Source organism: Snodgrassella sp. W8124 (genome assembly GCF_016100875.1).
In the GTDB taxonomy this organism is placed as follows: Bacteria; Pseudomonadota; Gammaproteobacteria; order Burkholderiales; family Neisseriaceae; genus Snodgrassella; species Snodgrassella alvi.
In genome coordinates, this window is record NZ_JACFRP010000001.1 from 511331 (window position 1) to 538307 (window position 26977).

24 protein-coding genes are annotated in these 26977 nt (G+C 40.4%); 14 read left to right on the top strand and 10 right to left on the bottom strand.

Annotation, left to right across the window (positions count from 1 at the left end):
- Window positions 1–3 precede the first annotated feature (3 nt).
- Window positions 4–615 (bottom strand): guanylate kinase, encoded by a 612-nt coding sequence (gene gmk / locus H3U73_RS02210; protein WP_078474755.1) that lies wholly within the window; start codon window positions 613–615, stop codon window positions 4–6.
- A 157-nt stretch (window positions 616–772) separates the two neighbouring features.
- Here gmk and H3U73_RS02215 point away from each other — a divergent pair, with 157 nt between their 5' ends.
- From H3U73_RS02215 to H3U73_RS02225, 3 genes are all read left to right on the top strand, one after another.
- Window positions 773–2398, top strand: coding sequence for a CTP synthase (locus tag H3U73_RS02215; RefSeq protein ID WP_041880419.1), 1626 nt, complete (start codon window positions 773–775; stop codon window positions 2396–2398).
- Window positions 2399–2544: 146 nt separating this feature from the next.
- The gene (locus tag H3U73_RS02220) at window positions 2545–3042 is read left to right on the top strand and encodes a DUF3465 domain-containing protein (RefSeq protein ID WP_198189962.1); all 498 of its coding nucleotides are present in this window, start codon (window positions 2545–2547) and stop codon (window positions 3040–3042) included.
- A 72-nt stretch (window positions 3043–3114) separates the two neighbouring features.
- Window positions 3115–3690, top strand: a complete 576-nt coding sequence (locus H3U73_RS02225) for an HdeD family acid-resistance protein (protein ID WP_198189963.1) — start codon at window positions 3115–3117, stop codon at window positions 3688–3690.
- Window positions 3691–3789: 99 nt separating this feature from the next.
- On the opposite strand, the gene H3U73_RS02230 is transcribed toward H3U73_RS02225, so the two are convergent.
- From H3U73_RS02230 to pilM, 9 genes are all read right to left on the bottom strand, one after another.
- A complete protein-coding gene (locus tag H3U73_RS02230) occupies window positions 3790–4983 on the bottom strand; it encodes an amino acid aminotransferase (RefSeq protein WP_198189964.1) in 1194 nt (397 codons plus the stop codon).
- Between the two features lie 108 nt (window positions 4984–5091).
- Window positions 5092–5799: a tRNA (guanosine(46)-N7)-methyltransferase TrmB gene (gene trmB, locus H3U73_RS02235; protein ID WP_198189965.1), complete on the bottom strand. Its 708-nt coding sequence runs from the start codon at window positions 5797–5799 to the stop codon at window positions 5092–5094.
- Window positions 5800–5860: 61 nt separating this feature from the next.
- A complete protein-coding gene (gene aroB, locus H3U73_RS02240) occupies window positions 5861–6943 on the bottom strand; it encodes a 3-dehydroquinate synthase (protein WP_084550895.1) in 1083 nt (360 codons plus the stop codon).
- A 6-nt stretch (window positions 6944–6949) separates the two neighbouring features.
- On the bottom strand, window positions 6950–7528 hold the full coding sequence (locus tag H3U73_RS02245; RefSeq protein ID WP_232336191.1) for a shikimate kinase: 579 nt from the start codon (window positions 7526–7528) through the stop codon (window positions 6950–6952).
- Between the two features lie 213 nt (window positions 7529–7741).
- Window positions 7742–9925, bottom strand: a complete 2184-nt coding sequence (gene pilQ / locus H3U73_RS02250; RefSeq protein WP_084550897.1) for a type IV pilus secretin PilQ — start codon at window positions 9923–9925, stop codon at window positions 7742–7744.
- Between the two features lie 36 nt (window positions 9926–9961).
- Entirely contained in the window at window positions 9962–10501 is a 540-nt protein-coding gene (locus H3U73_RS02255) for a pilus assembly protein PilP (protein ID WP_084550899.1), read from the bottom strand.
- Window positions 10502–10552: 51 nt separating this feature from the next.
- Window positions 10553–11203, bottom strand: a complete 651-nt coding sequence (locus tag H3U73_RS02260; RefSeq protein WP_084550901.1) for a type 4a pilus biogenesis protein PilO — start codon at window positions 11201–11203, stop codon at window positions 10553–10555.
- A 14-nt stretch (window positions 11204–11217) separates the two neighbouring features.
- Entirely contained in the window at window positions 11218–11865 is a 648-nt protein-coding gene (locus H3U73_RS02265; protein ID WP_084550903.1) for a PilN domain-containing protein, read from the bottom strand.
- Window position 11866: 1 nt separating this feature from the next.
- Complete coding sequence (pilM, locus tag H3U73_RS02270; protein WP_172397391.1) at window positions 11867–12913, bottom strand: type IV pilus biogenesis protein PilM; 1047 nt, start codon at window positions 12911–12913, stop codon at window positions 11867–11869.
- A gap of 180 nt (window positions 12914–13093) precedes the next feature.
- Here pilM and H3U73_RS02275 point away from each other — a divergent pair, with 180 nt between their 5' ends.
- The 11 genes from H3U73_RS02275 to hemE all read left to right on the top strand — a co-directional run bounded on the left by H3U73_RS02275 (window position 13094) and on the right by hemE (window position 26962).
- Window positions 13094–15442 carry a penicillin-binding protein 1A gene (locus H3U73_RS02275; RefSeq protein ID WP_084550913.1) on the top strand — a complete coding sequence of 783 codons (2349 nt, stop codon included), beginning with the start codon at window positions 13094–13096 and terminating at the stop codon, window positions 15440–15442.
- A 338-nt stretch (window positions 15443–15780) separates the two neighbouring features.
- Entirely contained in the window at window positions 15781–16707 is a 927-nt protein-coding gene (ppk2, locus tag H3U73_RS02280) for a polyphosphate kinase 2 (protein ID WP_025331034.1), read from the top strand.
- Window positions 16708–16868: 161 nt separating this feature from the next.
- Window positions 16869–18128: a glutamate-5-semialdehyde dehydrogenase gene (locus H3U73_RS02285; protein ID WP_280521968.1), complete on the top strand. Its 1260-nt coding sequence runs from the start codon at window positions 16869–16871 to the stop codon at window positions 18126–18128.
- Between the two features lie 221 nt (window positions 18129–18349).
- Complete coding sequence (gene htpX, locus H3U73_RS02290) at window positions 18350–19204, top strand: protease HtpX (protein WP_198189966.1); 855 nt, start codon at window positions 18350–18352, stop codon at window positions 19202–19204.
- Window positions 19205–19550: 346 nt separating this feature from the next.
- Window positions 19551–20738: an acetylornithine/succinyldiaminopimelate transaminase gene (locus tag H3U73_RS02295; RefSeq protein ID WP_084549811.1), complete on the top strand. Its 1188-nt coding sequence runs from the start codon at window positions 19551–19553 to the stop codon at window positions 20736–20738.
- Between the two features lie 11 nt (window positions 20739–20749).
- A complete protein-coding gene (locus H3U73_RS02300; protein WP_084549815.1) occupies window positions 20750–21466 on the top strand; it encodes an NAD-dependent deacylase in 717 nt (238 codons plus the stop codon).
- Window positions 21467–21544: 78 nt separating this feature from the next.
- On the top strand, window positions 21545–22477 hold the full coding sequence (gene hemC / locus H3U73_RS02305; protein ID WP_084549809.1) for a hydroxymethylbilane synthase: 933 nt from the start codon (window positions 21545–21547) through the stop codon (window positions 22475–22477).
- The gene (locus H3U73_RS02310; RefSeq protein ID WP_084549807.1) at window positions 22474–23202 is read left to right on the top strand and encodes a uroporphyrinogen-III synthase; all 729 of its coding nucleotides are present in this window, start codon (window positions 22474–22476) and stop codon (window positions 23200–23202) included. The genes hemC and H3U73_RS02310 overlap by 4 nt, the downstream gene beginning before the upstream one ends.
- A gap of 56 nt (window positions 23203–23258) precedes the next feature.
- The gene (locus H3U73_RS02315) at window positions 23259–24638 is read left to right on the top strand and encodes a uroporphyrinogen-III C-methyltransferase (protein ID WP_084549805.1); all 1380 of its coding nucleotides are present in this window, start codon (window positions 23259–23261) and stop codon (window positions 24636–24638) included.
- The gene (locus H3U73_RS02320; protein ID WP_084549802.1) at window positions 24635–25837 is read left to right on the top strand and encodes a heme biosynthesis HemY N-terminal domain-containing protein; all 1203 of its coding nucleotides are present in this window, start codon (window positions 24635–24637) and stop codon (window positions 25835–25837) included. The genes H3U73_RS02315 and H3U73_RS02320 overlap by 4 nt, the downstream gene beginning before the upstream one ends.
- A gap of 60 nt (window positions 25838–25897) precedes the next feature.
- Window positions 25898–26962 (top strand): uroporphyrinogen decarboxylase, encoded by a 1065-nt coding sequence (gene hemE, locus H3U73_RS02325; protein WP_198189967.1) that lies wholly within the window; start codon window positions 25898–25900, stop codon window positions 26960–26962.
- Window positions 26963–26977 lie beyond the last annotated feature (15 nt).

The window sequence follows — 26977 nt, forward strand, 5'->3', positions numbered from 1 at the left end:
AAATTATTTTTCGGATAAAATTTTTATAATAGTCTGGCTTTGTGCTTTGGCACGCAAGCCAACCGAGCGAATAATCGCCAGCAGGTCATTTTCTGCCTGTGTAATCTCTTCATTAACAATCACATAATCGAATAACAGGCTTTGCTCTATTTCTTCACGTGATTTTTCCAGCCGGTAGGCTATTACATCTTCACTATCCGTGCCTCTGTTTCGCAAACGTTCGTTCAGTTCGGCCATTGACGGAGGCAGAATAAAAATGCTGGTGGCTTCCGGTAATAAACGGCGGATCTGTTCAGCACCCTGCACATCTATTTCCAGAATAACGTTATAGCCCTGTTTTGATAATGACTCAACAGCTTTTAAACTGGTGCCATAATAATTACCATAGACATTTGCATGTTCTATGAAGGCATTGGCAGCAATCATTTGCTCAAATTCATCACGGCTGACAAAATGGTAATGAATGCCATTTTGTTCTCCATCTCGCGGCATTCTGGTAGTGTGAGAGATAGAAATACGGATATCAGGCTGACAGGCACTCAGGCGTGAAACCAGAGTGGTTTTGCCTGTTCCGGAAGCGGCAGAAACAATGAAAATATGTCCAGATTGCAACATAATAAAAATTTAGCGGTTACGGTGATTAATTATGCCACAACCGTGATTATTGCGCCAATCTGGAGTTAATATTCTTACTCTTTATGCGACCGGGCAGTATCTTTCATTTCATGCTGTTTTCGGCTAAAATGCTTAATTCAATTTCCTGCTGATTGTCATGACCAAGTTTATTTTTGTAACTGGCGGTGTGGTCTCTTCACTGGGTAAAGGCATTGCCGCTGCGTCTACTGCTGCTATTTTAGAATCCCGTGGTTTAAAAGTAACCATGCTTAAACTGGATCCATATATTAATGTTGATCCGGGTACAATGAGTCCTTTTCAGCATGGGGAAGTATTTGTTACTGATGATGGTGCTGAAACAGATCTGGATCTCGGGCATTACGAGCGCTTTATTGATGCTACGATGCAAAAGCGCAATAATTTTACATCCGGCCAGGTGTATGAAAGTGTAATTCATAAAGAACGCCGTGGTGATTATCTGGGGGGCACTGTTCAGGTTATTCCCCACATTACTGATGAAATCAAACGCAAAATTCATGAAGGTGCTGCCGGTTTCGATGTGGCGATTGTCGAAATCGGGGGTACGGTAGGTGATATTGAGTCTTTGCCTTTTCTGGAAGCCATCAGACAAATGCGCAGCCAGCAGGGACGAACCAATACCCTTTTTGTTCATCTTTCCTATGTACCGTATATTGCGGCCGCAGGTGAGATAAAAACCAAACCGACTCAGCATTCCGTTAAAGAATTACGTGAAATCGGCATTCAGCCGGATGTGCTTATCTGCCGTATGGACCGGCCGATGCCGGAAGAAGAAAAACGTAAGATCGCTTTGTTCTGTAATGTTGAAGAGCGTGCGGTTATAAGCTGTTATGATGTTAATAGCATTTATGAAGTGCCGGCAATGCTTCATGATCAGGGTATTGACAATATTATCTGTGAGCAGCTGCAACTTAATGTTCAGCAGGCCGATCTGACTGCATGGAATAAGATTGTTTATTTAGTACAACATCCGAAACATAAAGTAAAAATTGCCATGGTCGGCAAATATGTCGATTTAACTGAATCATATAAATCTTTGTCGGAAGCTTTAAAGCATGCCGGTATTCAGACCGAAACTGAAGTAGATATTCATTATATAGATAGTGAAGCTCTGGAAACAGAAGGAACGGCCTGCTTAGAAGATATGGATGCCATACTGGTTCCCGGTGGTTTCGGTACGCGTGGTGTTGAAGGAAAAATCGCTGCTGTTCGTTATGCGCGTGAAAAGCAAATTCCTTATCTGGGTATCTGTCTGGGCATGCAAATCGCGCTGATTGAATATGCACGTGATGTGGCTAATCTGGATGGAGCCAATTCAACTGAATTTGATCTGAAAACCCAGCATCCTGTTGTTGCTTTGATTAGTGAGTGGCAGGATAGAGACGGGCAGATTGAAAAGCGCGATATTAATACTAATCTTGGCGGTACGATGCGTTTAGGCGCACAAGAAGTAAAACTGGCTGACGGCTCATTGGCGAGAAACATTTATGGTAATGAGTTGATTCGCGAGCGTCATCGTCATCGTTATGAAGTTAATAACTATTATGTGCCACAGTTAGAACAGGCTGGTTTGGTTATTGGTGGTGTATCTACCGGGCATGAGCATTTGGTTGAAACAATTGAATTACCGAATCACCCTTGGTTTTTCGCTTGTCAGTTTCATCCTGAGTTTACTTCAACACCAAAAAATGGCCATCCTTTGTTTACAGCCTTTATTAAAGCAGCATTAGCTTATAAAAAATAAATTATTATAGTTTTTATTAGAATCAGGCTATCCGGATTTCCAGATAGCCTGATTTTTTATTTATATTAACATTAATTTTGCTATCACTGATTACATTTTGTATGATGAATTAAATTGTTACTAACTGCACATCAAAATTTTTACTTATGAAGAAAGTTATTTTGCTGGTTATTGTGGCACTGGGATTATGGTTGTGGTTGCAAAGCACAACAGACGAGCGGCCAAAAAGTCAGGCACAGGAACAGGTAATTAATTCTTTTAAATCTATGCGACATAGTTTTACTGCTGCACCTGTTGCAAGTAATCCAAAGGAAAGTGTGTCGATTGAGCAAGCTCAAAAAGAAAATCTTGATAAAGTACAAGTATATGGAGAAGGTAAAGTTATTAAAACATTACCTGATGATAATAAAGGCAGTCGTCATCAGCGTTTTATACTGCGTACAGGCACAGATAGTACGGTTTTAATAGTGCATAATATTGATATAGCGCCGAGGCTGAATGATTTGCAGCGTGAAGACACAGTTGGCTTTTCAGGTGAGTATATCAGTAACAACCGTGGCGGATTAGTCCATTGGACACACCATGATCCAAAGCATCGTCATCATGATGGCTGGCTGTTATATAAAAATAAGCGTTATCAATAGCAATCGTTTATTGATATCTTATCCATTAATATTTTATCATTTAGAAATGGACATTTAATTAAAGGAAATATTGTGAATAATTTTACATTTCGCAGTCCGTTAGCTAATTTACTTTCAAAAAATTGGTGGATAGTACTTTTACGTGGGATTGCTGCATTGATTTTTGGATTGCTAACGTGGTTCTATCCATTCATCACTATAATGGTCATGGTTATATTCTTCGGTGTTTATGCTTTAATAGATGGTGTAATGGGCGTAATCATTTCTATTAATGGTCGAAAAAGTCATCAGGATTGGTGGTTAATGCTGATTTGGGGTATTGTAAGTATTCTGGCCGGTATCCTGACATTTTTTGTTCCGGGAATTACCTGGCTGGTTTTGATTACATTTATTGCTGCTTGGGCTTTGATATCCGGTATATTCCAAATTATAACTGCAATACGTTTACGCAAAGCTATTCAGGGTGAATGGTGGATGATTATTGCCGGTATCTTATCGGTTTTGGTGGGTATTATTCTGCTTATTGATCCAGTACAGGGCGGTATAGCATTAACTTGGGTAATTGGTGTTTATGCAGCATTATTCGGCGTCATGAATATTGCATTGGCTTTCCGGTTACGCCGGTTTGCTACTCATCAAACCAATTAAGAAATTTATTTTGTAATTGAATTTATTGTGTTGGTAATACAAATAATGAAACTGGCTGGATTAATTGATAATCAGCCAGTTTCATTGTTCAGATACTAATTACTTCAATACAGCAACCATTGCATTGGCTACGTATTCTATATTACTGCTATTTAATCCAGCCATGCACATACGACCATTTTCAACCATATATACACCAAATTCGCTTTTCAGACGTTCAACCTGCTGCGGATTCAGACCAGTGAAGCTGAACATACCACGTTGTTTTACAAAATAGCTGAAATCGCGCTCTGGGAATTTTGCTTGTAAGACTTCATGTAAACGGCTGCGCATAGCGCGAATACGATCGCGCATCATATAGACTTCCTGTTCCCATTGCTTGAATAACTGATTATTGTTCATTACACGGTCAACGACATGACCGCCGTGTGCAGGAGGGCTTGAATATAAACGGCGTACAGTAAATTTAAGCTGACTTTGTACAAGACGGGCTTCTTCAGTTGTCGGGCAGACAATACTCAGACCACCCACTCGCTCGCCGTACATTGAAAGATTTTTAGAAAAAGAGTTGCTGATATAAACGCATAAGCCTAAATCAACAGCTTTACGAATAGCATAGGTATCGGTTTCTATATCGTCACCAAAGCCTTGATATGCTATATCCATAAAAGGGATAAGTTGTTTTTGTTTGATAATCTCAAGCAGCTCATCCCATTGTTCTTGGCTTGGGTCTACACCGGTGGGATTATGGCAGCATGGATGTAACAAAATAATATTGCCTGCATCCAGTTGCTGAAGGAATTGTTTTAATTCTGTGAATTTAATGCCAATTGTTTCAGGATCATAGTAGGGGTATTTTAGTACTTCTATGCCTGCACCCTCAAAAATACTGATGTGGTTACCCCAGGTAGGATTGCTGACATAAACTTTTGCCTGAGGAAACCAGCGGTGAATAAATTCAGCACCGACGCGCAGTGCACCAGAACCACCAAGGCTGGCAATGGTAGCAACTCGTGCACTTTTAATAGCTTCATGTTCACTGCCAAGTAATAATTTCTGGCAGGCCTGGCGATAACCGGGCAGTCCGTCCATAGGCAGGTAATCATGTGGTAAATTTTCTTTAACCAGTTGCGATTCTACGGTGCTAACGCATTCCAGTACCGGGACATGGCCGGTATCATCATAATAAACGCCAACACCCAAATTTACTTTCTGATTACGTGAATCTTGTTTGTATTGATCCATCAGACCCAGAATGGGATCGCCCGGATAGTATTCGACATTCTGAAACATCTCAGTTCCTTAGAAGACAGCAATATTATTTAACAGAAAAAAGAATTGCCGCAATGCAATCAGGTTGATTGTACCTTAAATGTCTTTACTTTTTATTAATTCTTGATGTTATTTTTTTACAAAAATCAAATCCCACACACCGTGTCCCAGACGTTTTCCGCGTGCTTCAAATTTAGTTTCCGGACGGTAGGCCGGAGTAGCAGCAAAATCTTCAGCAGTATTTTGTAATTCAGGGAAGCCGGATAGCACTTCAAGCATCTGATCGGCATATTCCTGCCAGTCGGTAGCCAAATGGATATAGCCGTTTTGCTTCAGTTTGGGAAGTAATTGGGCAATAAAAGGTATCTGAATCAGACGTCGTTTATTATGGCGTTTTTTATGCCATGGATCAGGAAAGAAAATATGAATCCCATGCAAACTATTATCATGGAGCATGTAATTGACGACTTCCACCGCATCGTGGCGCATCACCCGTATATTCTGAATATTTTGTTCCTGAATCAGCTTTAGCAGATTACCTACGCCCGGGCCGTGTACATCAATAGCCAGAAAATCACACTCAGGCAGGTTTTGGGCAATTGCAGCTGTTGCTACTCCCATCCCAAAGCCAATTTCCAGAATTTTTGGTGAAGGACGATTGAAGATGGTATCTAAATCAATTTGATTTTGGTTAAAATCAATACCAAACAGTGGCCATTGAGTATCAATGGCACGCTGCTGGGCAGCTGTCATATGGCCTTGACGAAGAACAAAACTGCGGATGCTGCGCTTATGATCGTGATTATTTTCCGCCTGGAGATCGGATTGATTAGTCATACTTTATCTTGTGTTTAATGTAAAAGTCGATGATAGAATTAGGCGCAGATTCTAACATGCTTCACAAGATATAGGGTTTCAGAGTTGTGGCTAGTGTTTCGGTTACAATATCATCAGCTATCATTGCCTGCCCAAGTTGTTTGAGTGCAACAAAACGTAATTTTCCATCAATTACTTTTTTATCATGGCTCATATGTCCAAGCCATGCCTTAAGTGACATCGCCGGAGGGAGAACGGGTAGCTTGGCCTGATTTAATAATGCAATAACACGCTCCGTATCTTTTTTGTTCAAATAACCCAGTTGCTCAGATAAACGGCAGGCAAGTACTGTACCGGCAGCCACAGCTTCTCCATGCAGCCAATTACCATAACCCATTTCTGCTTCGATGGCATGGCCGAATGTATGTCCCAGATTTAAATAAGCACGGATACCGGCTTCTTTTTCATCGGCACCCACAATTTCAGCTTTCATCTGACAGCAACGATAAACGGCTTCAGCTAGTATTGATGGATTCTGTGCCATTAATGCGGTGATGTTATTTTCCAGCCATTGAAGAAATTCGATATCACCTAATACGGCATACTTGATTACTTCTGCTAAACCGGCAGAAAACTCACGTGCTGGTAATGTTTGCAAACTGTTTAAGTCAATAAATACGGCTTGGGGCTGATAAAACGCTCCAATCATATTTTTTCCTAAAGGATGATTGATTGCTGTTTTACCGCCAACAGATGAATCTACCTGACTGAGCAGTGTTGTAGGAATCTGGATAAAAGGTGCGCCGCGCTGATAGGTCGCAGCGGCAAAACCAACCATATCCCCAATTACACCTCCTCCTAAAGCCAATAAAGTGGTTTGGCGTTCTGCACGGTTTTGCATCAAACCATCATAAATTAAATTGAGAGTTTCCCAATTTTTATACCGTTCTCCGTCTGGCAGAATAATACTGAAATAATCATAACCTGCCTGATTCATGATTTGCTGCCACTGAGGTAGATACAATTCAGCAACGGTTACATTGGTAACAATGGCAATCTTATGATTTAAATAAGGAGCAAGAATATTTTGTGCGGATTTCAGCAGATCACTGCCAATAAATATCGGGTACTGGTGTGAAGCAGTTGCAACAGAAAGGGTATACATGATGGGTTATAAAAGAGAGAGTTGTTGAGAGGGGTATCGTAATAATCGAATTAATCGATTAATCGTCTTGGAGCTATAAGGACTGTCTACATCTATTATGGTATGGGCTGTTGCACGATAGATAGGATCACGTACGGTATATAGTTCTTGCAATTTTGCCAGAGGATCAGAAACTTGAAGTAGTGGTCGGTTTTTGTCGTGCTGAATTCTACTTAACAGTATTTCTGGTTGTGCATGTAGATAAACAACGTGGCCATTTTGTTGCAGTTTAAGTCGGTTTTCGATTTGTAAAATAGTACCGCCACCAGTGGCAATAACAATATTTTTTTGCTGCACTAGCTCGCTGATAATGGCCGCTTCCCGAAACCGAAAACCGGCTTCTCCTTCAACTTCAAAAATAGTGGGAATAGATACGCCAGTACGTTCACATATTACTTGATCGCTATCATAAAAATCGCGATGTAATTTTGTTGCCAGTTGTTTACCAAGAGTAGTTTTACCTGCTCCCATCAAACCGATCAGAATCAGATTGCCAGCTATATTATCCATGTCTGTTATTGTAACTGAGAGCTGTAGTTTATGCATTAGTAAACTGATGCAGATACTTGATGAGTAGTATAATCTGTAAATGAGTATATTTCTGTTTTTCTAACTTTAAAAAATAATAGCGAGAAAAGTAGTTATATTTGATAAATAGAAAAAATATAACTTTAATAAATGTTTTTTCCTTATTGATATTTAATAATTAAAAAGCCAGCCTGTTTTACAGGCTGGCTAAGTTTTTGGTGAAAAGGTTAATTAATATTTCAAAGGTGCGCTGGCAGAATCAACTACCCGAGGTGTAATGAAAACAAGTAATTCATTACGTTGCTGGGTATTCTTTCTGTGTTTAAATAAATTACCAATGCCCGGAATATCACCTAATAAAGGTATTTTATCCACACTGTTTTCATTATTTTCATTGTAAATGCCACCAATGATTAATGTTCCACCATTTTCAATCATGGTCTGGGTAACAACATTGCGTTTTTGCATACAGATATCGCCTGAACGAAGTACATCCGGTGCGACATTTGAACAGGCAATCGGACGATCATTCTGTACATTCAATGTCATAATGATATTGCCGTCAGGAGTAATCTGTGGTGTTACTTTCAACCCCAAGACAGCATCTTTGAAACTGGTTGAGGTGGCGCCACTTGAAGTAGCTTCCTGGTACGGAACTTCATAACCTGATTCAATTTTGGCTTCTTTACGGTCCTGAGTTAATACACGGGGTGAAGAAATAATTTTGGTTTTACCTTGAGCCTGAGATGCTGAAAGTTCCAAAGCTAACGCACCTGAAGCAAATTTATGTACCCAGGATACAACGGAAGTAGGATTAGTTACACCTAGATTAATATTTGGAAATCCAAGTTCAAAATTCGGATTACGGGTCGTACCTTTATTATCATCCTGAAGAGAAACTGTACCGCCAATATCAGTATGGGTAGTTCCTCTAGTATAACCGAACTTAGTACCTAGTTCACGCGCGAAACTATCTGTAGTTTCAACAATCCTTGCTTCAATTAATACTTGTTGAGAAGAAATATCAACCTGAGCTATCAGTTTTTCAAATTTTTTAATTACACTACTAATATCAGTAATAATTAAAGTGTTAGTTGCCGGATCGAGTAAGGCACTCCCGCGAGGGCTCAGAATACTTTTACTATCGCTTGAGCTACCGTCATCTGACAAATGCAATATTTTCTTAAAATCCTCTACACTGCGGTATTTAAGCTGGAATGTCTGAGAAATTAACGGACCTAAATCATCCAGTTTCCTTTGTTGTTCAAGAGAGGCAGTATCTCTGGACATGAATTCATCACGCGGAGCAATGTTGATAACATTTCCTTCACGGCGCATATCAAGATTTCGTGTTTCCATAACCAGGTTCAGAGCCTGATCCCATGGAACATCTTTCAATGAAATGGTCATTTTGCCTTGAACGCTGTCACTGGCGACAATGTTCATGCCAGATTCTTTTGCCAGAATTTGTAAAATAGTGCGGACATCAATATCCTGAAAATCCAGAGATACGCGTTTACCTTTAAATGATTTATTATTAGCTTGTATTCCCTTATTTTCTACATCAAATTTGCGTGAAATCTGCAGGACAAGATTATTGCCGCTTGTCATTTGAGTATAGTCCCAGTCGCCCTGCATCTGAATACTAACCTCGGTATCGTTTCCGATTCTGCGCAAACGTATGGCTCGTACCGGTGTACTGAAATCGGTAACATCTAAGTTACGTTGCTGTTCAGTTAATAAAGGAACATTTTTATAGGTTAAAGTAAGAGTAGCTGCATTACTTTTAATGGTAGGCTGTGCTTTGCCATTCAATCCGATAATGGAAACCACACCATTACCGTTTTTACCTTTCTGGAAATCTATATTAACCGGCACCGGATCAGCAACATTGTAGGCATTATCAGCTGCACTGGAAGTCTGACGGTTAACTACTTGTTCAGTTATATTAGATGCCGGATATGGTGCATTGAATACCGGGGCAGGATCGGCAGCAACAGAAGCTTGTTTATTTTTTACTTTGTTTTTAACCGGAAGCGGGTCTTGTACATAAACCCAAACTTCATTACCTTTTATGGTTGCATTATATTGTGCTGCTTTTGATAGTGACAGCATGATGCGTGTCCGATCAGCTGTCTGACCAGCTTCAATCTGCTGTAATACAGAATCATCAAATTTAAGCAGATTCTGCGGTACGGTTAAACCTGTACTTGCAAAATCTAGGGCGATACGTGCAGGATTTTCGGTTGTAAAACCCCGTGGTAGTGCCGGGTCTTTATCAAAATGAATTTTTATCAATCGTTGTTGATTTTGCAGTGCACCAACATTAATAGCAGTAATATTTCCTGCCATTATACTCTGACTCAGTAAACCCAGACCCAGAGTGGATAAAATAGATATGGTTTTCATTTTCATAATTGGTACCTTTTATTCTTAAATGGGTTACTTGTATCAGTCGTCTTGTTCGGATGTTTCCGTGGAGGTGCTGTCTGCAGCCTGTAAAGGTAAGCTGGCACGATGTGTTGTCCAGTTACCGTACGAATCTTCAACTAATTCTGAAATAACAATTTCATCTTGCGTTATTGCCGTAATACGTCCGAAACTTTGTCCGAGATAATTTCCCACATTAACGGTATATACATGTCCGTTTACAGCAATAAATGCGGAAGGAGCTTTACCTGCACCCTTTATCAATCCAACGTAATGTAATTCATCTAATGAAAAATTTTCCAGAATTTGTTTAGGCCGGTTTAAATCTGGTGCATTCGAACCCTGAACCCCGGCTTTAAATCTTGCCGGATCAAAAATATTTAGTTTTGGTTGTACAGGTGGCGTATAAGTAGGCTGAATATTTAACTTGGTTTCATTAGGTTTAACATTCTGAGTTTTTACCTGCTGTCTGGTATTTTGCATCCATTCATGTAAATCTTCATTTGCTGAAGAACAGGCACCTAATGCGAAAAGACCAAGAAAAAGTAAATATTTATTCATAATTTATCCGTTGCATATATGTTATAAAGTACTGTTTTGCAGAAACTAGACCTATTTTTTATCATTGTTCTGTTCTTTTATTTCTGCATCGGTTAGCGCTTTATAGGTATTGGCAACCGCGTTCAAAGTAAGCGTATTATCTTTTTCATTCCGTTTAATAACAATTGAGTTCAACGTTACGATTCGTGATAATTTTCCTACATCGCGGAGAAACTGACTAATCTGATTGTAATTTCCAGTTAGGGTGATGTTATAAGGTAATGTCTGAATTACCTGCTGTTCAGATTTTTTGTCAGTTTGATTATCTGATTCAGTATTTTGGACCTGGGCAGGTGTTACACTGTCCATATTCAGTCCGTTTTTGGTTGCGCATTCATGTAATTCCTGAATCAGATTCGGAATTTCAGCCTGAGTTGGCAGCTGCTTTAATAATATATTAAATGAACCATTAATAGAGTCCAGTTCTGCTTTTAAAGCATCAAGATGAGCAGCCTGTCGGCTTTTTTCTGTATATGTCTGTTTCAGTTTTTCCTCTTCCTCACGCAGCTGGCTGATTTGTCCATTTAAACCACTGTAAACAAAGAAGTAGGCGAGAATTAGAATAATAACAATGATTGATCCGGCAATACCTAATTGTACAGGTTTACTTTGCTGAGGTAAGGAGTTTAAATCAATTGCTTTCAAGTCAATATTTTTTGCCATGTTCAACTACTCCTTCAGTTTGATGCGGCTGCTGCATCAGACGCTGACTCATTTTGATCTGCAGTATCTGTTGAGATTGGATTAGTATTCTGATTTGCCTGAGTCATGTCATATGGTTGCCCAATGTTGCTATTCAGAGGAATACGAATACTGAATTCTTGTACATTATTTACCCGTTTAATATTGAGTAATTCCGGAGTGCTGAATAATTGTCCCGGTATTGCATTCATGAATGCAGCAGTTTTAGCATCACTGAATGCTTTACCATTGACTATGTATGTAGAGGAATTCTGAGCTTCAATACTGGTTATGTACAATCCCATAGGTGCTACAGTATTTAATGTATCCAGTATACGCGCAGCTTCAAATCGTTTGTTTGATAGTTCTTCAACTTTTTCCTGTCGCGCGATAAAGTTCTTACGTTCTTCCTGCAGCTTGGAAATTTCTGCTATTTCTGAATCCAGTTTTTTAATACCGTTCTCTAACACCAGATTACGGCTTTCCTGGCTGCTTACTCTACTTTCAACAGCCAGATAGCCGAGGAAAGCTAGACCGAACCCAATTAGAGCAGCTCCGGCTAATAATGTCTGAAATTGCTTTTTTTGCTTGGCTTGTAATGCTTCACGGTAAGGCAGCAGGTTAATTTTTAATAAAGGTAACATCTTATAATCCTCTTATAGCCAGACCAAATGGAACGGTTAATAAACTGCTGTCTTGAAGTAATTTCGCCTGTGGGATGTTATCACTTGGCTGTGCCAGTAATACAGGGTTGATTTGCTGTGCAGGTATTCGTGTCTGCTGAATAATACTTTCAGTAAATTCATTAGCACCTTTGTTGCCGTAGCCGAAAATCAGGATTTCATCAATTTCGTTTTCCTGACTGGCTGAAGTAAAGTAAAACTGCAATACCCTCTGTATTTCCTGAATAAACTGTTGCTGGAATGGCTGTGCCACAGCTGTATTGTAATCTTCAGGTTTGGAAGGATTATAAAGCATGTTCCATGCTTCCTCTTCGGTTAACTGATAGTTGCGTCTTAAAGACTGCGTTAAATGATCATAGCCAAGATTAATTTCCTGTTTGTAGAGTAATTTACCATGGCACATGATAATTGCCTGGGTTTCACTGTAATCAATGTTGAAGACAGCAACACATTTATTGGTAAGTTCAGGTTGTCTGAAATTGATCCAAGTGATGGCACTATTCATTATCGCCATTAAATCTACATCCATCTGGCTGGGTATTATTCCGGCATCAGTATAGACATCCATCAGTATGTTTACATCTTCCCGCTTACCATTAACCAGCAACAGACATTCTTTCCCCTGATCGTTTGCATCAATCTTCTGATAATCATAACTGACTTCATCCAGAGAGTCATATTGACTCAGTTCAGCCATAATTTGTTCTTCTTCGGTATACTCTGTATCCAGATCACGGTCGAGGAATTGGACTGACACCTGCTTTTGTGAAATTGCCGCTGTAATATTCCGGCAATTACTTTGTAGTTTTTGTTTTGCCTGTTGTAGGTAAGCAACAAGTTCTTCATGATTTTCTATACTGCCATTACCTACAATATTTTTTGGTAGAGGGACAACAACGTATTTTTCGAGACGAAATTGATTTAAACTGCGTGCATTTAATAGCACCATATTAATGCTTTTATCAGTAATACTGATACCAAGACTTTGTCTCGAGGATGTTGTGGCCACCTTCTTATTCTTTGAATTTATTTTGAAATTATTCAGTTTCATGAAAGGGCTTTCTGTCTGTTTATCAAACGGGTAATGTCGGGTGTTGAAAATTACTGTTCTGTGTTGCTAACAAATTTAAGACCAAAGTTTACTTTATTTTGGATATATTTCGCAGCCTTAAATGAAAATTAGTTGATTATGATTAGAAAATTATTACTTTCAACCGTAGGTTTGCTTGCCGGGCTGGCGCTTTTTGCTGTCGGTTTGCTGGCAGTAGCGATTATGGTTACTTATCCGAAGCTGCCTTCTCTGGAAGCGGTGACGCATTATCAACCCAAACTGCCGCTTACAATTTATTCGGCAGATAATAAACTGCTGGGGCAGTTTGGAGAGGAAAAACGTGCTTTTACAAGAATCAATGACTTTCCTCAGGTGCTGAAAGATGCAGTTGTAGCCGCTGAAGATAAACGTTTTTATGATCATGGCGGAGTCGATTTTATTGGTGTAACCCGTGCTTTGATTACAAATCTAACTGGCGGTGTGCAATCTGGTGCCAGTACGATTACTCAGCAGGTAGCACGTAATTTTTATCTGACTAATGAGCGCACCTATACGCGTAAATTCAATGAAGCGCTTCTTGCTTACAAGATTGAACAAAAATTAAGTAAAGATCAGATTCTTGAGCTTTATTTTAATCAGATTTATCTGGGGCAGCGTGCTTATGGGTTTGCTGCTGCTTCTCTGGTTTATTTTAATAAGCCGGTACAAAAACTGGACTTGGCAGAGGCAACGATTTTGGCTGGTTTGCCTAAGGCTCCTTCCACCTTTAATCCTGTTGTAAATCCGCAACGGGCTAAAATGCGCCAGCGTTATATCCTCAATAATATGGTGGAAATGGGCAAAATTACACCTGCTCAGGCTGATGCTGCTTTTGCAGAACCATTAAATTACGTTCATTATCAGCAGCCTATAGATCAGAATGCGCTCTATGTTGCTGAAATGGTTCGCCAGCAAATGTATGAAAAATATGGTGATGCAGCCTATACGCAGGGATTTCGCGTTTATACAACAGTTAATTCACAGGATCAGGCTGTAGCAACAGAAGCATTGCGTAAAACATTGAATAATTTTGATAGGGGTTCGGCTTACCGTGGGGCGGAAGGATTTTTTGACCTGAGTAAAATCCCGGAAGATATTCGTGATGAGCAGATAGAACAGTATCTGGCAAATCGTTCTGCTGTAGACGGTATGTTGCCGGCTGTAGTAACTGAACTTGGTTCAAATTCAATTGTGGTGTACATAGGCGGTGTAGGTGAAAGCAGAATTAGCGGTAGTAGTTATAACTGGATTAAACGAACCATTAATAATGCGAAACTGGATGACGCTGCCGTACGTGTGGGCTCAGTAGTACATGTACGAGGTGATGGTAAGAGTTATCGAATTGTACAGCAGCCGGAGCTTCAGGGGGCGATTGTTGCTCTGGATGCTCAGACTGGAGCTGTAAAAGCTTTGGTAGGTGGTTATGATTTTTATCGTCGAAGTTTTAACCGTGTGACTCAGGCCAAACGTCAGCCTGGTTCTTCTTTTAAGCCTTTTATTTATTCAGCAGCTATTGCTAAAGGCTTCACGCCGGCGACAGTGGTAAATGATGCTCCGATTGTTATGCCGGGAATGGGTGCAGGCGGGCGTGCTTGGACACCTAAAAACTCAGACGGTCGTTATGCTGGGTTTATCACGTTACGTCAGGCCTTAACTGCATCCAAAAATATGGTTTCAATCCGTATACTGATGGCTATGGGTGTTGACTATGCCAGACAATATATCCAGCATTTTGGTTTTCGTTTGGATCAGATTCCGAATAGTCTATCCATGGCACTTGGTAGTGGTGAGGTAACGCCAATGCAGATGGCTGAAGGTTATGCTATTTTTGCTAATGGTGGTTTTAAAGTTTCCAATTATGTGATTGACCGGATTTATGACAGTCGTGGTAACCTGCGTGCGCAAATGCAACCATTAGTTGCTAAGCAAAATGCGCCACAGGCTATTGATCCGCGCAATGCATTCATTTTATATCACATGATGATGGATGTAGTTAATCATGGTACTGCTTATAGTGCACACGCACTTGGGCGTAGCGATATTGCAGGTAAAACGGGTACAACTAATGATAATAAGGATGCTTGGTTCGTAGGCTTTAATCCGAACATCGTTAGCGCAGTTTATATAGGATATGATCGTCCGCGCAGTATGGGGCGTTCAGCCTTTGGGGGTACAATTGCTGTACCGGTATGGCTGGAATATATGCGTTATGCATTAAAAGGCAAACCTATTGTGAATACACCTGTTCCGGCCGGTATTATTCAGAAATCCGGAGAATATTTTCTTAAAGAACATCAGACAACTAATCCTGATTTACCATTGGATAATCGTGCTGACGGACCGGTAACAGCCAAAACGAATGGTAAAAGTGGTGATGCTGATGATGCCGGAGAAGTACCAGTTGTCCCGCAATCTGGTACTAATAGTCAGTTAGACTCATTATTTTAAAATTTTGTATTAATAAAATTGTAATTTACTAAAATGGGCAATCATTCGGATTGTCCATTTTTATTTACTATTGAAATATAAATATATTAAATCATTAATATTTAATTAATTAATAATGTTCTTAAAATTCAATGTGTAAAATATATTTTTAAATATATAAATTTGAATTTGGGAATAGTATGTCTATAAATATATAAAAATTATATCAATAGTTTATTTTAAATTTGTCATATTGTTTGGTGTAATTGCATAACATTGAGTTACAATGTTTAAACGAATTATCACAATCTTTAAAATAAATTTTATGCCTGATTTTGGTTTAAAAAGAAAGGAACAATATGAGTGAGCAACAATCACAGACTGAGCAGTCTGATGAAATTAGTACGAATGATAAAGAAGCAAGATTGAAAGTTTTTGAGAGAAGTGTATTGGAAGGCAGGCATACTGATGAAGATTCATCTACAGCGCCATTACCTTCAAATTATCCTTATCGTACCCGGATGAGACGTTCAACATATGAGCGAGAAAAAGCCAAATTGCAAATTGAACTCTTGAAAGTGCAAAACTGGGTTAAGGAGTCGGGTCAGAAAATTGTATCTTTATTCGAAGGCAGAGATGCAGCGGGTAAAGGGGGAACGATTAAACGCTTTATGGAGCATCTTAACCCTCGTGGTGCACGGGTAGTGGCTCTTGAAAAGCCTACTGAGACTGAAAAGGGTCAATGGTATTTTCAGCGTTATATTGAGCGCTTGCCTACAAGTGGTGAAATGGTATTTTTCGATCGCTCCTGGTATAACCGTGCCGGTGTGGAACGTGTAATGGGCTTTTGTCAGCCTCATGAATATTTGCAGTTTATGCGCCAGACTCCGGAATTGGAGCGTATGCTGGTAAATAGTGGTATTTATTTGTTTAAATTTTGGTTTTCTGTTTCCCGTGAAGAGCAGTTACGTCGTTTTATTTCACGGCGCGATGATCCTTTAAAGCACTGGAAACTTTCTCCTGTTGATATTCAGTCTTTGGATCGCTGGGATGATTATACCGAAGCTAAAAACGATATGTTTTTCCATACTCATACCGGCGATGCGCCATGGACAGTAATTAAATCTGACGATAAAAAACGCGCACGACTCAATTGTATACGCCATTTCCTCACTGAACTTGATTATCCGGGCAAGGATATTGCTGCAATAGGTGCAGTAGATAATTTGATTGTATTAAAACCTCAGACTCAGTTTAAAGATTCAACAGATACGCATATTGATTAATTGTTTCGTTGTAAGACAATTTCGAAAGAGGATTTAATTAACATATCATATAATTTTTAATGGGTATGCAAGGGTTGTTTTAGTTGGGTAAATGTATCTTGTGTGATTTTATATGAGAATACGAATGATTTTTGTGTTGTCTTTGTAGAAAGTAGATTTGCGTGGAATTAACCAAGTATATTACTGAAATGGCTAAAGCAGCCAAAGATGCTTGTTATGCTCTTAATATGGCATCTACTGCACAGAAAAATCAGTTATTGTCATTTATTGCATCGGGTCTGTCTGCTGAACGAAATAGGATTCTTGCTGCTAATGAAACTGATATAAGTGCAGCACGAAAACAGGGAATAGATACTGCTTTACTTGATCGGTTGCAACTTAATGAAAGCAGGATAGCGGCAATGATTGATGGTGTACATCAGGTTGCTGCATTAGCGGATCCAGTGGGTGAAATGGATGAGTTTCGTGTACTGCCTAATGGTATTACGCTCGGTAAAATGCGTGTGCCGTTAGGTGTAATAGGTATGATTTATGAATCTCGCCCGAATGTGACTCTGGACGCAGCCATATTATGCCTGAAAACAGGTAACAGTTGCGTGTTACGGGGTGGCAGCGAAGCAATCAATACTAATAAGGCAATCGCTTCGGTCATTACATCATCATTAAAGAAAGCTGGCTTACCGGAAACTGCTGTTAATCTGCTGACTGATACTGATCGTGCCGGTGTAGATATACTGGTGGGTTTATCTGAATATATTGATGTAATTATTCCGCGGGGCGGTAAAGGTCTGGTGCAGCGGGTAAATGAAAAAGCACGTATACCGGTTATCAAACATTTGGACGGTATATGTCATGTGTATATTGATGCTTCTGCAGAAGCAGAAATGGCGATTAATATTGCTGTAAATGCTAAAACATCGCGTTACGGCACGTGCAATACTATGGAAACTTTGCTGGTTCATGTTAGTCGTGCAGCAGAGTTATTACCTGTACTTCAACAAAAATATTCAGAAAAAGGTGTTGAGTTACGAGGCTGTCAGCTTACTCAGAAAATTTTGCATAATGATATTATTCCAGCTTCAGAAATTGATTGGTCAACTGAGTATCTGGCTCCGGTTCTTTCAATAAAAGTAGTCAATGATGTCAGTGAAGCCATCAGTCATATTAATTATTATGGTAGCCATCATACAGACAGTATTATTACAAATGATTTATCTCATGCACAGTTATTCCTGCGTATGGTAGATTCATCCAGTGTTATGGTGAATGCGTCAACTCGTTTCGCTGATGGGTATGAATATGGCTTAGGCGCAGAAATTGGAATTTCTACTGACAAAGTCCATGTACGCGGTCCGGTGGGTTTATATGGTTTAACCAGTCAGAAATGGATCGTTATGGGGCAGGGGCAAGTACGTCTTTGAAATTTCAGCGCTATAATATTATTCAAGCATATATTTATATGTCATTATATGCTTATTATTATAATTTTAGGTTTTGATTTCGAAAACTTTTAAATAATTGGTTTATGAACTTATAAATAAAATATCAGTTTTCAGATTAAATGAAAACTGAATATTATTAGTTTTTATGTCACTGATATTATTGTACTGATGAATTTTTACAGAAATTAAAAGGGCATAATGTGAAACGTATTGTATTGTTTATTGCTACCAATCTTGCAGTCATCATTGTTATTAATGTTGTTCTGAATATTCTTTGTGCACTTTTAGGTATTAATATTTATAGTAACGGCAATGGTATTTTGTTATTACTGGCTGCTGTTGTTGGTTTTACCGGTTCTATTATTTCTTTGCTAATGTCCAAAACGCTGGCACTTAATTCAGTTAATGGACAGATTATTGGTCAGCCACAAACAGCTGCAGAGGCCTGGCTGTTAAATACAGTTGCCAGTCTGGCCAGTCAGTGGAATATTGCTATGCCCGAGGTGGCTATTTATGATTCTCCTGAACCTAATGCTTTTGCTACCGGAGCTACACGTAACAGCTCACTGGTGGCAGTAAGTACTGGTCTGCTGCATAGTATGTCGCAGGATGAAGTAGAAGCCGTGCTTGCTCATGAAATGGCTCATATTGGCAATGGAGATATGGTGACAATGACATTGTTGCAGGGAGTGGTTAATACTTTTGTTTTTTTCTGGGCTAACCGCATTGCTGATGTTGTAGCCCGAAAAGAAGATGGGGAGGTATCTCATAGTATTTATTATCTGGTAAGTATGATTTTGCAGACAGTGTTCGGTTTTCTGGCAAGTTTAATAGTTATGTGGTTTAGTCGCCAGCGCGAATATCGTGCAGATGCGGGAGCAGCACGTCTGGTGGGTGCGCCTAAAATGATAGCTGCCCTGCAAAGATTAAAAGGTGAAACCAGTCATTTACCTGCTGGTATGCAGGCTTTTGGAATTGCCAGTGAAACTGCTGATGCTCTTTTCAGTACTCATCCGACACTGGATAACCGGATTAATCGCTTACGTCAGATGTGATATTAATATGATTGAAGTAGTTTTTATTTTGTCAATCTGACAAATCTGAATTTTAATCAAGACTGATTTTTAAAACTCCAAGTTAATTAATGGATTGTGCTTGTATCTGTTTTAGTGAAAAGAATTTCAAATTTAATTATTAAGCGGCAAAAAATATTGATATATTTTGATTAAATAGCATACATATTTGAATTTATTATTATCTAAGTGGTAATCTTGTATTGTTTATACAAAATTTAGTTGTTTTGTGGCTATATTTTAATTCATCAGACTTTAATTCATGATTGCTGTAACAATATATAATTTTACAAATCAAATTATGTTTTTATAATAAATAGAGAGAAAAATGCACAACTATTTAACCCCGAATTTTACTTTTGCACCTATCCTGCCGGATCATGCACAGGGCAGTCGGGTGTGGGATGATAATGGTCAGGAATATATAGATTTAGCCGGCGGTATTGCTGTTAATGCACTGGGGCATTGCCATCCTGCATTAATTCAGGCACTGACTACACAGGCACACAAGCTTTGGCATATTTCTAATATTTATACAACACAGCCGGCACAGGATTTAGCAAAAAGACTCGTAGAAAATACCTTTGCTGAGCAAGTATTTTTCTGTAATTCCGGAGCTGAAGCAAATGAAGCTGCTTTCAAGCTGGCTCGTAAGTATGCACGAGATCATTTTGCCGGAACTGAAAAACATGAAATTATAGCTTGTGTAAACGGATTTCATGGACGTACTTTGTTTACGGTATCAGTAGGAGGGCAACCTAAATATAGCAATGATTTTGCACCTTTACCTACCGGAATTAAACATATTCCGTTTAATGATTCCTCAGCTATTGTGGCAGCTGTTAACGATAAAACCTGTGCAGTTGTCATTGAACCTATTCAGGGGGAAAGCGGAGTATTGCCGGCAACTGAAGAATTTTTGCAGGCAGCCAGAGAGGCTTGTGACCGGCATCAGGCTTTATTGATTTTTGATGAAGTACAAACAGGTATGGGACGAACAGGAAAACTGTTTGCCCATCAATATTATGATGTTCAGCCAGATATAGTTTCCAGCGCCAAAGCTTTGGGTTGTGGTATTCCTATTGGTGCAATGCTGACCACAGCTCATATAGGGAATAGTTTTACGCCGGGCAGCCATGGCAGTACTTTTGGTGGTAATCCGTTGGCTTGTGCTGTCGGCTGTGCTGCATTTGATATTATTAATACACCGGAAACGATGAAAAATGTGCTTCAGCAAGGGAAAAAATTAAAGGCAGGATTGCAAGAATTGGCTGAATCAACTGGTGTATTTTCTCAGGTAAGGGGCCAGGGATTACTACTTGGCTGTGTTATGTCTGAGACATATACCGGAAAGGCTGCTCAGTTAATGCAATTGGCTTTACAACATGGTTTGCTGGTTTTGGTTGCCGGTAATAATGTCTTGCGTCTGGCTCCGAGTCTGTTATTGAATGATGCTGATTTACAGGCAGGATTACAACGACTGAAAGCAGCGATTACGGCTTTTATACATATCTGATGATGGAATTTATGCCCAACTCAAACAGACAGCATATTGTTGTATTAACCGGATCCGGTATTAGTGCTGAAAGCGGTTTACAGACTTTTCGTAATCAGGGAGGTTTGTGGGAAGGTGAGCGTGTAGAGGATGTGGCAACACCGGAGGCATTTAAGCGTCAGCCATTATATGTGCTTAATTTTTATAATCAACTGAGACGTCAGCTGCTAAAAACCGAACCCAATTCTGCTCATGTTGCTCTGAAACGTCTGGAAGATGGTTATGATGTAGATATAATTACTCAAAATATAGATGATTTGCATGAGCGAGCCGGAAGTACTCATGTTTTACATTTACATGGTGAGTTGTTAAAAGCCAGAAGCTGTGTTGATGAAAATTATATTGTGGATTGCCTGGGGGATCAGAACGTAACAGATGTTGATGTTAATGGTTTTCCGATGAGGCCGCATATTGTCTGGTTTGGTGAGGCGGTGCCTATGATTGAACAGGCTATACAAGTGATGCGTTCAGCTGATATTGCAATTATCATTGGCACTTCCTTGCAGGTTTATCCGGCCGCTGGTCTAATCCGGTATATACCACCGAACGCTGAAATTTACCTTGTTGATCCCCAGCCGATTGATGGCTTGCAAAATGTACAGATTATTCGCGCCCCGGCTCAGGCTGGTGTATCTGGTCTGGTTAATGAATTACTGCAACGTCCTGATGCACATTCTTTATCCTGCTGATACGGGTGGTATATCAAAATCAAATTTTAGTTAGTGCTAAAATTTCTGTTCTGATTTTCTTGATTCTTGTAAATTAATATGACAAAAAATGATTTAGTCATTGCCAGCCGCGAGAGCACTTTGGCTATGTGGCAGGCTCATTATGTACAGCAATGTCTTCAGACTGCATATCCGGGGTTATCTGTTGAAATTCAGGGTATGACAACCCGGGGTGATCAGATATTGCATCAGTCTTTATCCAAAATAGGTGGTAAGGGATTATTTATAAAAGAGCTTGAGTTAGCCTTGCAAAAGGAAACAGCAGATATTGCTGTGCACTCTCTTAAAGATGTTCCTATGCAACTTCCGGATGGCTTTATCTTGGCAGCAATAACTGAGCGGGCTAATCCGTTTGATGCATTTGTTTCTCATCAGTTTAGCTGTTTGGCTGATTTACCGGCTAATGCCATAGTCGGAACTTCAAGTCTGCGTCGGGAAGCTCAGATTAGGTTGCTGTATCCTGATTTGCAGGTAAAGCCTCTGCGGGGTAATTTGCAAACACGTCTGGAGAAACTTGACAGACAGGAATATGCTGCAATTATTCTTGCTGCAGCCGGTCTTGAGCGACTGGGTTTAGGGCGGCGAATTCAGTGTATATTATCTCCAGAAATATTGCTGCCAGCTGCCGGTCAGGGGGCTCTGGCTATAGAGGTCGCCGCTCATCGTGAGGACTTACTGACTTTATTACAACCATTACACGATCCTGTTACAGCAGCCTGTGTTACTGCAGAACGTACTCTGGCACGTGTACTTGGTGGTAGCTGTCAGGTACCGCTGGCAGCATATTGTACTGAAAAATCCGGCATGCTTGAGTTACGTGGTTTAGTGGCATCTGTAGATGGTGTAACAGTGTTGCGAGCCAGTGAAAAGGCAAATATTAGTGAAGCAGAGCAGCTGGGTTTGATGGTTGCACAGCAGCTAGCTGATCAAGGTGCGCAGCAGTTAATTAATGATGTTTTATCTACCCGATGAATACTTTACCATGTCTGGTGCTAATGCGTCCGCCGCAGGCAGCCACTGCCGATATAGACTGTTGCATTCATTATGGCTGGCAACCTATTTTACTTGAATATCTTCAATTACAAACACAATCAGCGGCTTTAAACCGGCTATCTTGTCAAAGCCAGAGTCAGAATATTATTTTCTGGGTTAGCCCGAGTGCCGTACATATTGCTGCAAATTATGTTTCACGTTCTGATAAATTAATACATGTAGCAGTGGGTGCTGCTACGGCATCAGCATTATCCGGTTATGGATTTAAACAGATTGTTTATCCGGAAAACGGACATGATAGTGAAGCAGTTTTACATTTGCCTGTATGGCAGCAGCGTAAAGGTAAATTGCTATTGATTAGAGGTATAGGTGGCCGCGACTGGCTGATTAAGCAACTGCATCAACTAGGATGGCAAATTGAGGTAGCAGAAGTATATCAGCGAAATCCGGTACCTATAAACTGGTCAGTTATTTCAAAACAGGCCGAACAGGGAAATTTGAAGGCAGTGTATATGACGACAACTGCCGCAGTCCGGGCGTGGTTTACTCAATTACCTCCGGATTTGTACGTAGTTAGCAAAAGCTTGTTATACTTAGTTCACCATCCGCGCATAGATGCTGCGTTAACCGGATATGGAGTCCAGACACTTCATGTTCCGAACTTATGTCGCGGACTGGCACTTTTGCATTCACGCAGCACCTGATGATATTTTCTTCAGTAGTGCTGTTAACCTATTATATAAAGTAGGGAGTATACCGAATGAGTGAACAACAGAATGCACAGGCTGGCCAGCCTCCTGAACAGGAAAAGCAGCCATTGCTGGTGAATAAACAAGGCGAAGTTAGTGCTCCGCCCGAATCGGCTACTTCTGCGATTACTGAAGCTACCAATAAAGATCAAAACACGACACATCAAACTATGAATTTCCATAAAAACAACACAGTATCAGATGCTTCTACATCTAGTATTCCTGTTCAGCCATCCCCGGTAAAACAGTCGCAATCCGGCTCAGGTAAGGGAATTGCTCTGGGTGCACTGGTATTATCATTACTGGCTCTGGGAGCCAGTGGGTTTTTATTTGTTGAAGGACAGAATCAGCTTAAAAACCAGCAGCTACAATTTGATCAGAAAATCGACAATGCTGGGATTAGTGCCAGCAAAACAGCTGTTTCGATAGAAACCAGCCTGACACGTATTGATGAGTTAAGTCGTCAGTTGCAGGAAATTCAAACCCAACAGAAAACTCAGGGTGATAATGTAGACCGGCTTACCCGTGCCTATCAGGAGCTGGTAAAAAATCGCACTGACTGGCTGGTTGATGAAATAGAAGCCACATTGAATCTTGCCTCTCAGCAGTTGCTGATTTCCGGTAATGTTCCTGTTGCAGTAAATGTACTTGAAAGTCTGGATGGCAGGCTGTCCCGCTTTGACCAGCCGCAATTACTGCCTATCAAAAAGGCTATAAGCAGTGATTTGGAAAATCTGAAAAACCGGCCTTATCTGGATGTTGCCAGTGTTTCATTGCGTCTGAATCGTCTTGAGTCTGCTATAGCAGGTCTGCCGTTAGTAGTTGAAAGTCAGTTACAGCCCGGAGTGACAAGTAATACACCGGTGAATCCAAATGCTTCATGGTGGCAGCGTACATGGCAAAATACTTTGCACTCTTTACGCAGTATGGTAGAAGTGCGTCACATTAATCACAATGATTCAATGCTAATGTCGCCTGAACAGATATATTTTGTACGTGAAAATCTGCGGCTGCGATTGCTGGATGCACGTATTGCTCTGATTCAGCGTCGCGGAGAAGTTTATGTTGCTGATTTAAATGGTGCAGAAACTGCTGTTAAGCAATATTTTGACGGTAGTTCAGCAGCAACGCAGTCGTGGCTGAAAGAATTAACTCAGTTAAAGACACTTAATGTGCAAACTAGTCAGGACAGTAGTCTGTCAGCCAGCCTGGCTGCTGTGCGTGAATACCAGAATCAGTCTGGAATGGATATGTCAACGGCGTTGCCGGATTTAAGTGCATCATCTGCCAGCAGTGTACCGGTACATACCGAACAACAACTGGCTAGCCCTATAAACAGTAATAATGCTTCTGCAGCGTCCTCTTCCAGACAAGGAGACCATTCATTATGAGATCTCTATTATGGTTGATTGTTCTGTTTATTGTTGCAGTGGGTGTCGTACTGGGTGCGAAATATTATAGTGGTGATGTGTATATTGTAGTTGAGCAAACTCTGATACGTATCAATCTGCAGCTGTTTATTGGTCTTGTGCTGCTAACGGTAGTGCTGTTGTATATATTTTTACGCATTGTTATGGGTTTTGTGCATTTACCCGGTCACTGGCATCACTGGCGTATCAATCATCAGCGCCATCAGGTTGAAACAGCATTAAATCATGCTGGTTTAGCCTACTTTGAAGGTCGCTATCAGTTTGCTGAGCGTGAGGCTGAGCGGGTCTTACGTAATAAACAGGGGCAACACAGTCGTGCTCTGGCCTTATTACTGGCTGCGCATAGTGCTGATCAGATGGATGACAGTACAACACGAGACCGTTATTTAGATGAAATTGCAAAGTTGCCGGAAAAACAGCAGCTTTCCCGCTATTTGCTTCTGGCTCAATCAGCTTTATCACAGCACAATGATCAGCAAGCCAGAAGTGCACTGGAAGCAGCAGCCAAAATCAATCCGAATTTAACCCAGCTTGTTAAGCTGCAGTTACGATATGACTGGGAAAAGCATGATGCTCAAGGTGTTTTGGAAGCAGTTGGTAAATTAAGCCGCGCAGGGGCGTTAAGCGAAAGCGAACAGAATAATTACCAATACTGGGCTTATCGACAGTTACTGGCAAATGTTAAAGAGCCGGGTGAGCTGAAAAGCAATCTTAATTTGATTCCGGTAGATGAACGTGAAAGTACACTTAGTGCAAATATTGCAGAAAAATATCTTCAGCTAGGTATGTATACTCAGGCATTGAAATGGGTAAAAAAATATTATCCGCGCACTCATGATGCTTCACTATTACCTGCATTTAATCAGGCCAATCAATATCTAAGTAGTAAAGAACAGCAAAAAAATATGGTAACCGTCGATAAGTGGTTACAACAAAATCCGCAAGACCCGGACTTACTATTGTTGATGGGTGAGTTAAGTTATCAGCAACAACTGTGGGGAAAGGCAAAAACTTATCTCGAAACCAGTTTGCAGGCCAGTAATAATAATGTAACCAGATTGTTATTAGCTAAAGTACTGGAGCAATCGGGTCAGAGCGAGGCTGCCGAGCAGCAGCGTAATGAAATTCTGGCCACAATTGGTAATAATGATGAGTTGTAATTTTTAGTTCTTATTTAACAGGCAGTTGGTACTGTATGTACTAACTGCCTGAGGTTAATTATGGCAGTTTTACATAACGATACTTTTTTACGTGCTTTACTAAAGCAGCCGGTTGAATATACGCCGGTATGGTTAATGAGACAGGCTGGACGCTATTTACCGGAGTACAGAGAAACACGGGCGAAAGCCGGCAGTTTTCTCTCACTTTGTCATAATCCAGAGCTGGCTACAGAGGTGACTCTCCAGCCATTGGAGCGTTTTGCACTGGATGCTGCTATTTTGTTTTCCGATATTCTTACTGTACCGGATGCAATGGGGCTGGGTTTGCATTTTGTCGAAGGTGAAGGACCTAAATTTACTCATCCGTTGCAGCATGAAAACGATGTGATACGTTTACAGGTTCCTGATATGAACCGTTTGCGCTATGTGTTCGATGCTGTTCATAGTATACGTAATGCTTTGAACGGTCGTGTACCGTTAATTGGTTTTTCTGGCAGTCCGTTTACATTAGCCTGTTATATGGTTGAAGGAGAAGGCAGTCGGGATTTTCGTTTATTGAAAACCATGCTTTATCAGCGACCGCAATTGTTACACCGGATACTGGATATTAATGCACAGACAGTAACTGCTTATTTGAATGAACAGATAGCTGCAGGTGCACAGGCCGTACAAATTTTTGATACGTGGGGCGGAATTCTCAGCGATAAAGCTTTTCAGGAGTTTGATTTACGCTATTTGCAACAGGTCGTTTCAGGCTTACAGCGTGAAGCAGATGGTCGTCGGGTACCAGTCATTATATTTACTAAAGGCGGTGGCCAGTGGCTGGAACAATTAGCTGCACTGGGTGCTGATGCGTTAGGCGTGGACTGGACTGTCAATTTACAGCAGGCACGTCAGTTGGTCGGACAGCAGGTGGCATTACAGGGAAATCTTGACCCGCTGGCTCTATTTGGTGATTCAGAAAGTATTACAGACGAAGTTAAACGTTTACTTGCTGCTTACGGAGCTGGCAGCGGACATGTATTTAATCTGGGTCATGGTATCAATCAATATACTAATCCGGAAATGGTGAAATGTGCAGTAGATGCGGTACATCGCATTTCTGCAGACTATCATCAGAATTAATTATTTGTATTTCAG

Excerpts from the sequence above, each read along its gene's own strand:
- trmB (WP_198189965.1), bottom strand. The coding sequence starts at position 5,799 with ATGACTAATCAATCCGATCTCCAGGCGGAAAATAATCACGATCATAAG.
- H3U73_RS02295 (WP_084549811.1), top strand. The coding sequence starts at position 19,551 with ATGCACAACTATTTAACCCCGAATTTTACTTTTGCACCTATCCTGCCG.
- hemE (WP_198189967.1), top strand. The coding sequence starts at position 25,898 with ATGGCAGTTTTACATAACGATACTTTTTTACGTGCTTTACTAAAGCAG.
- H3U73_RS02310 (WP_084549807.1), top strand. The coding sequence starts at position 22,474 with ATGAATACTTTACCATGTCTGGTGCTAATGCGTCCGCCGCAGGCAGCC.
- hemC (WP_084549809.1), top strand. The coding sequence starts at position 21,545 with ATGACAAAAAATGATTTAGTCATTGCCAGCCGCGAGAGCACTTTGGCT.
- H3U73_RS02260 (WP_084550901.1), bottom strand. The coding sequence starts at position 11,203 with ATGGCAAAAAATATTGACTTGAAAGCAATTGATTTAAACTCCTTACCT.
- pilQ (WP_084550897.1), bottom strand. The coding sequence starts at position 9,925 with ATGAAAATGAAAACCATATCTATTTTATCCACTCTGGGTCTGGGTTTA.
- H3U73_RS02220 (WP_198189962.1), top strand. The coding sequence starts at position 2,545 with ATGAAGAAAGTTATTTTGCTGGTTATTGTGGCACTGGGATTATGGTTG.
- H3U73_RS02215 (WP_041880419.1), top strand. The coding sequence starts at position 773 with ATGACCAAGTTTATTTTTGTAACTGGCGGTGTGGTCTCTTCACTGGGT.
- gmk (WP_078474755.1), bottom strand. The coding sequence starts at position 615 with ATGTTGCAATCTGGACATATTTTCATTGTTTCTGCCGCTTCCGGAACA.
- H3U73_RS02315 (WP_084549805.1), top strand. The coding sequence starts at position 23,259 with ATGAGTGAACAACAGAATGCACAGGCTGGCCAGCCTCCTGAACAGGAA.
- ppk2 (WP_025331034.1), top strand. The coding sequence starts at position 15,781 with ATGAGTGAGCAACAATCACAGACTGAGCAGTCTGATGAAATTAGTACG.
- H3U73_RS02255 (WP_084550899.1), bottom strand. The coding sequence starts at position 10,501 with ATGAATAAATATTTACTTTTTCTTGGTCTTTTCGCATTAGGTGCCTGT.
- H3U73_RS02275 (WP_084550913.1), top strand. The coding sequence starts at position 13,094 with ATGATTAGAAAATTATTACTTTCAACCGTAGGTTTGCTTGCCGGGCTG.
- aroB (WP_084550895.1), bottom strand. The coding sequence starts at position 6,943 with ATGTATACCCTTTCTGTTGCAACTGCTTCACACCAGTACCCGATATTT.
- H3U73_RS02265 (WP_084550903.1), bottom strand. The coding sequence starts at position 11,865 with ATGTTACCTTTATTAAAAATTAACCTGCTGCCTTACCGTGAAGCATTA.
- H3U73_RS02300 (WP_084549815.1), top strand. The coding sequence starts at position 20,750 with ATGCCCAACTCAAACAGACAGCATATTGTTGTATTAACCGGATCCGGT.
- H3U73_RS02320 (WP_084549802.1), top strand. The coding sequence starts at position 24,635 with ATGAGATCTCTATTATGGTTGATTGTTCTGTTTATTGTTGCAGTGGGT.
- H3U73_RS02230 (WP_198189964.1), bottom strand. The coding sequence starts at position 4,983 with ATGTTTCAGAATGTCGAATACTATCCGGGCGATCCCATTCTGGGTCTG.
- H3U73_RS02245 (WP_232336191.1), bottom strand. The coding sequence starts at position 7,528 with ATGCATAAACTACAGCTCTCAGTTACAATAACAGACATGGATAATATA.